The following is a 6,232-nucleotide window of genomic DNA, read 5'->3' as shown; positions in this document are numbered from 1 at the left end:
GTTTTCAAAGAGCAATTTATTACAGTGTCGCCCCGAAGCGACTTTATTAATATAACATTTTCTCGCTGTATAAGTCAATAACTTTTTTCAAAAACCTTTTATAGAAGTTGTTGTTTTCGTTACTGACTTTGAAGATTATATCAGGCATATTATTATAAAGCAATACTTTCGGGAGAGTTTCTTAAATAATTCTGCGATATTATCAAAAAAGCTGGTCCACCACCTGTTTAACGACCTAATTTCCCTTTAATTTGTTTTTGTCATCATCTAAACATCCAGGAATTCTTAAGTAAAGGAAAATAAAAAAGCCAGCTCAGTGGCCAGCTTTCTAAATAACTTCCTCGATATGTATGTGCCGGTTTTTTTCTAGCACAAGAATGTCATTGGATTCTAGTAATCTAACTAATGGCCTGGTTGGATTTTTTTCTTCGACAAATACGATTTCCGCAGTTTGTCCATCAGACAGGCGAACGATGCTGCCAATCGAAAAATTCATAATGGAAGAACTCAATGCTTTTAAAGCTGCAATATCAAATTCACCGAACAGTTCCTCATTGATCATTTCTAGAACTTTAAAAGGAGAATGCTTTGGTTTATACATCCGTTCAGATGTCATTGCGTGAAAAGAATCGGCAACCGCAAGGACTTTGGCAAATGGATGGATCCTGCTGGATTTTTCGCCAAAAGGATACCCACTGCCGTCCAGCCTTTCATGGTGATGAAGAATTGCAATCTTTGCAGCTTCCTTCAGCAATGGACTGTTCTTAACCATCTGGTAGCTGTATGTAGGATGCTTCTTGATTTCCTCGAATTCTTCAACAGTCAAAGTTGTATTCTTATTGATTAAATTCGGACTGAGTTTTGCCATGCCGCAGTCCGATAAGCAGCCCGCAACCGCAATTTGTGTTACATCACCCTTGCTGTAGTTTAACTTTTTAGCAATAAATGCAGAGATAATGCCAACTGCCAGTGGATGATCATAAAGATACTCGGTTTTAGATGAATAGTGATGCAGGTGGAAAATGTCTGATGAATGGATATCCGCCTGTTCTATTAATGGCACAATAATGCCTCTCACTTTTGATATATCAATTTGCATTCCTGATTGCCAAGAGATAAATTCTTTTTTGAATTCTTGTTTGGCACGTAGAAATAAATCGATAAAATTCAGATCATTATGTGCAGAGGAATTCCATGGAGCTTTTTTGTCAGCTATTTCAGGCGCATTGAATGCCACCCCGCTCACTAAAGTCTTTTCCACTTCTACTTCTTTTACTAAAAATGCTTTTAGAACTTCAATTAAGTGACTTGATAGTACTGTCTTTTTTGTCATGATTGTTCGATTCGTATTGCTTTGAACATCATCAGTAAGGATACAGCCCTCTATAAGGTTGTCTACATATACGCGCAAGGCTTTCCACCCCAAATTTTATTTTCATACTATTAAGTTTACTTTATTTTACCAAAAAAGAGGAACACAATTTTTGTGTTCCTCTCAAAGTTTTATTCAGTATCTTCATCATTGGATTCTGGCGCAGTTGCTTCGTCTGCCTGTTCACTGATGTTTTCTGCGTTGCCAATTGATTCTGGTTCAATTATCGCTTCGCCATTTTCATCCCGTTCCAAGTCATCGATTTTTTCTTCTTCCTTGTCGACTTTTGCTACTGTCGCTACATATTCATTCTCTGCCTTGTTCAGGCTGATTAGTTTTACACCTTGGGTATTACGGCCAGTCATCGAAATCGAGCTTACAGGAATACGGATAAGAACACCGCCTGTTGTGATCAGCATCAGGTCTTCTTCGCCTGTTACAGCCTTCATCGTTACCAGGTCACCGTTCTTTTCTGTAATATTGCAAGTTTTGATTCCTTTACCACCGCGCCCCTGCCTTCTGTACTCTTCGGAAGGGGTTCTCTTACCGTACCCGTTTTTCGTTACAACAAGGATTTCGTCGCTTTCCTCAAGAACTTCCATGCCGACAACTTCATCGTCATTGGAGAGGGAGATACCTTTTACTCCAGTAGCTGTACGGCCCATTGAACGGACATCAGTCTCTGGGAAACGTATCATTAGACCATTCTTAGTGCCGATAATCATTTCTTTGCTTCCGTCAGTCATCCGTACGGAAATCAACTCATCACCTTCACGGAGGTTAAGAGCGATCAAACCGTTGTTACGGATGTTTGCAAAAGATGAAAGAGGCGAACGTTTCGAAATCCCTTCTTTTGTCGTGAAGAACAGGAACCAATCGTCCACGAATTCTTCAACAGGAATGATGGCGTTCACCCATTCTCCTTTTTCGATTTCAAGCAGGTTAATGATTGGAATCCCTTTAGCCGTACGGCTGAATTCTGGGATTTCATAACCCTTCGAACGATACACCTTTCCTTTGTTCGTAAAGAAAAGAATCGTATCATGCGTAGATGTAGTAATCAGGTGCTCTACGAAATCATCTTCATTCGTTCCCATTCCCTGGATTCCGCGGCCGCCGCGTCTTTGTTGCCGGTATGTAGATACAGGCAAACGTTTTACATAGCCATTATGTGTTAGGGTAATGACGATATTTTCTCGAGGGATTAGATCCTCATCCTCAATCATTTCAAGTCCGCCTGACACGATTTCTGTGCGGCGCTTATCATTGAAGCGCTCTTTGATTTCTGTGAGCTCTTCACGGATGATATCAAGGACTTTCTCATCATCTGCAAGGATTGCTTTCAATTCTGCAATCAGCTGCATCAGGTTTTGGAATTCCTCTTCAATCTTCTCACGTTCTAAACCAGTAAGCCTTTGAAGACGCATATCCAGGATTGCCTGTGCCTGCTTCTCTGAAAGATTGAACTGGGTCATCAAGCCTTCTCTCGCTATATCTGTTGTACGTGAGCTTCTGATCAGGCTGATTACCGCATCCAGGTTATCAAGAGCGATTCGCAGCCCTTCGAGAATATGGGCACGAGCCTCTGCCTTCTTAAGCTCAAACTCAGTTCTTCGGCGAATGACGACTACCTGATGGTCAAGATAATATTTCAAACATTGCTTCAGGTTCAGAACCTTTGGCTGACCGTCTACAAGAGCAAGCAAGTTAATTCCAAAGCTTGTCTGCAATGCCGTTTGCTTATAAAGGTTATTTAAAAGTACATTGGCATTAGCATCCTTACGAACTTCGATGACCATCCTCATCCCTTTACGGTCAGATTCATCTCTTAAGTCCGTAATGCCATCAATTTTCTTATCGCGGACTAGTTCCGCTATTTTTTCTACCAATTTAGCTTTGTTTACTTGGTAAGGAAGTTCTCTAACGATGATAACTTCTTTTCCATTTGATTTTTGCTCAATTTCTACTTTTGCCCTAAGCGTAATCGACCCTCGTCCAGTCTCATATGCCTTGCGGATCCCACTGCGGCCAAGAATCAGTCCTGCTGTTGGAAAATCCGGTCCTGTTATGATCTCCATCAGCTCTTGAATAGTTATGTCTGGATCTTTACTAACCGCTAAAACCCCGTCAATAACCTCACCGAGCTGATGTGGAGGAATGTTCGTTGCCATCCCAACAGCAATTCCGGATGTTCCGTTTACAAGAAGGTTAGGGAATCTTGCTGGCATGACGACTGGTTCTCTTTCAGAACCGTCATAGTTATCCTGATAATCAATCGTATCTTTATTGATGTCACGCAAAAGCTCCATGGAAATTTTGGACATACGGGCTTCTGTATAACGCATCGCTGCCGCCGCGTCACCATCGACAGAACCGAAGTTTCCATGCCCATCAACAAGCATGTAACGGTAGTTGAAGTCCTGAGCCATACGAACCATTGTGTCGTATACAGCTGAGTCACCGTGCGGGTGGTACTTACCGATAACTTCACCGACGATTCTCGCCGATTTTTTATAGGCCTTGTCCGAATGCATACCAAGGTCATGCATAGCGTAAAGAATCCTTCTGTGCACCGGCTTTAAGCCGTCACGCACGTCAGGGAGCGCACGAGCAACGATAACGCTCATGGCATAATCCAGGAAGGATGAACGCATTTCCTGGCTAATATTTATCTCTTTCACACGAGAATTTGGTATCTCAGCCATTTAAGAGAAACCTCCTTTAGTAAGAAAAGCGCAAGCGGCTTGGCGGCCACGAGGGGCTAGGCGCTGGAGCTAGACACTAATCTAATTGTTAAAGTCCATAATTCTTATAAATAATATCTGTTCGGTACAAACCATAAACAGGCATGCGAATTCGCACGGCCTATGGTCATTTCAGAAAAAGCAGGATAGAGGCAGAACCTTCTATCCTGGGCATATATTAAATATCTAGGTTCTTTACATAGATTGCATTTTCTTCGATAAAGTTACGGCGTGGCTCTACTTTGTCGCCCATTAAGATCTCGAAGGTTTCATCTGCTTCAATAGCATCTTCAAGTCGTACCTGAAGCAGTGTCCTGGATTCCGGATCCATCGTTGTTTCCCATAGCTGTTCTGGATTCATCTCTCCAAGACCCTTGTAACGCTGTATCCCAGGCTTAGGCTGCTGTGAAAGTACACCAAGGATTTGATCAAGCTGCTTGTCGTTATAGGCATACTCAATGCGCTTCCCTTGCTGTACTTTGTATAAAGGAGGCTGGGCAATATAAATATAGCCTGCTTCGAGAATCTGTCTCATATATCTGTATAAGAAAGTTAATAATAAAGTACGGATATGTGCGCCATCTACGTCTGCATCTGTCATGATGACGATTTTATGATAACGAGCTTTCGAAATGTCGAAATCCTCGCCAATCCCTGTTCCGATAGCTGTAATGATTGCTCTTACCTCGTTGTTGGACAAAATCTTATCCAGACGTGACTTTTCAACGTTCAGGATTTTACCTCTTAGCGGCAAAATTGCCTGGAAGTGACGATCACGGCCTTGCTTGGCAGAACCACCCGCAGAGTCACCCTCAACGACATACAGTTCACTGATGGATGGATCCTTTGAAGAGCAGTCAGCCAATTTACCTGGCAAGCTTGAAATTTCCAGGGCACTTTTACGCCTTGTCAATTCACGAGCCTTCTTCGCAGCGAGTCTTGCCCTTGCTGCCATAAGACCTTTTTCAACAATTTTCCTTGCAACATTTGGGTTTTCCAGCAGGAATTTCTCAAAATGCTCGGAAAAAGTTGTATCCGTAACATTACGGACTTCTGAGTTTCCAAGTTTTGTTTTCGTCTGACCTTCGAATTGTGGATCTGGATGTTTGACAGAAACGATTGCTGTCAATCCTTCACGGACGTCTTCACCCGATAGGTTCGCATCAGCATCCTTGAAAATGCCATGCTTGCGGGCATAGTCATTAATAACACGTGTTAATGCCGTTTTAAATCCAAATTCATGTGTTCCGCCTTCGTAGGTATGGATATTATTCGCGAAAGAATAAATGTTTCCGGTATAGCTATCATTGTACTGAAGCGCTACCTCAATCGTGATGCCATCTTTTTCACCTTCGATGTAGATGGGTTCATCATGAAGGACTTCTCTTGTGCGGTTTAAATGCTCTACATATGATTTAATTCCGCCTTCGTAGTAATATTCATTCTTTTTATCCTCTACGCGTTTGTCTTCGATCGTGATTTTGATGGCTCTGTTCAAGAAGGCAAGCTCACGCAGACGGTTTGCAAGTGTGTCGTAGTCATATTCAAGGGTTTCGGTGAAAATTTCATCGTCCGGCTTGAAATGAACGGTTGTTCCAGTGTGATCGGTCTCGCCGATTACTTTTAGAGGATCCCCGACAGCGCCTCGTTCGAATTTCTGGTAATGGACTTTCCCATCAAGGTGAACAAAGACTTCAAGATACGTAGAAAGGGCGTTAACGACTGATGCTCCAACACCATGGAGTCCTCCGGAAACCTTATAGCCTCCGCCGCCGAACTTACCGCCGGCATGAAGTACCGTCATGATAACTTCTACAGCTGGCCTTCCCATTTTTGCATGGATACCAACTGGTATTCCGCGGCCATTATCTTTGACAGTAATGCTATTGTCCTCTTCGATAATGACATTAATCTCATCACAAAAGCCGGCTAGGGCTTCGTCTATACTATTATCAACGATTTCCCATACTAGATGGTGCAAGCCTTTTGCACTCGTTGAACCGATATACATTCCCGGACGTTTACGTACAGCTTCCAGGCCTTCAAGCACTTGTATCTGGCTTTCATCATATGCTTGTCCCTGCATGGATTGTTGATCCATTGCCATATCGATCAC

At 42.6% G+C, this 6,232-nt stretch carries 3 protein-coding genes; all 3 read right to left on the bottom strand.

Translation table 11 applies throughout. The features are described 5' to 3' along the window. Positions 1–328: 328 nt before the first annotated feature. Positions 329–1,411 (bottom strand): HD-GYP domain-containing protein, encoded by a 1,083-nt coding sequence (locus V7654_RS21300; RefSeq protein ID WP_335432852.1) that lies wholly within the window; start codon positions 1,409–1,411, stop codon positions 329–331. Positions 1,412–1,503: 92 nt separating this feature from the next. Next, positions 1,504–4,077: a DNA gyrase subunit A gene (gene gyrA, locus V7654_RS21295; protein ID WP_335432851.1), complete on the bottom strand. Its 2,574-nt coding sequence runs from the start codon at positions 4,075–4,077 to the stop codon at positions 1,504–1,506. Positions 4,078–4,294: 217 nt separating this feature from the next. Then, positions 4,295–6,202, bottom strand: a complete 1,908-nt coding sequence (gene gyrB, locus V7654_RS21290; protein ID WP_335432853.1) for a DNA topoisomerase (ATP-hydrolyzing) subunit B — start codon at positions 6,200–6,202, stop codon at positions 4,295–4,297. Positions 6,203–6,232 lie beyond the last annotated feature (30 nt).

The sequence above is a fragment of the Bacillus sp. JJ1609 genome (assembly GCF_036967045.1).
Lineage (GTDB): Bacteria > Bacillota > Bacilli > Bacillales > Cytobacillaceae > Mesobacillus.
This window is presented reverse-complemented; position numbering and strand designations above follow the sequence as displayed.

Excerpts from the sequence above, each read along its gene's own strand:
- gyrA (WP_335432851.1), bottom strand. The coding sequence starts at position 4,077 with ATGGCTGAGATACCAAATTCTCGTGTGAAAGAGATAAATATTAGCCAG.
- gyrB (WP_335432853.1), bottom strand. The coding sequence starts at position 6,202 with ATGCAGGGACAAGCATATGATGAAAGCCAGATACAAGTGCTTGAAGGC.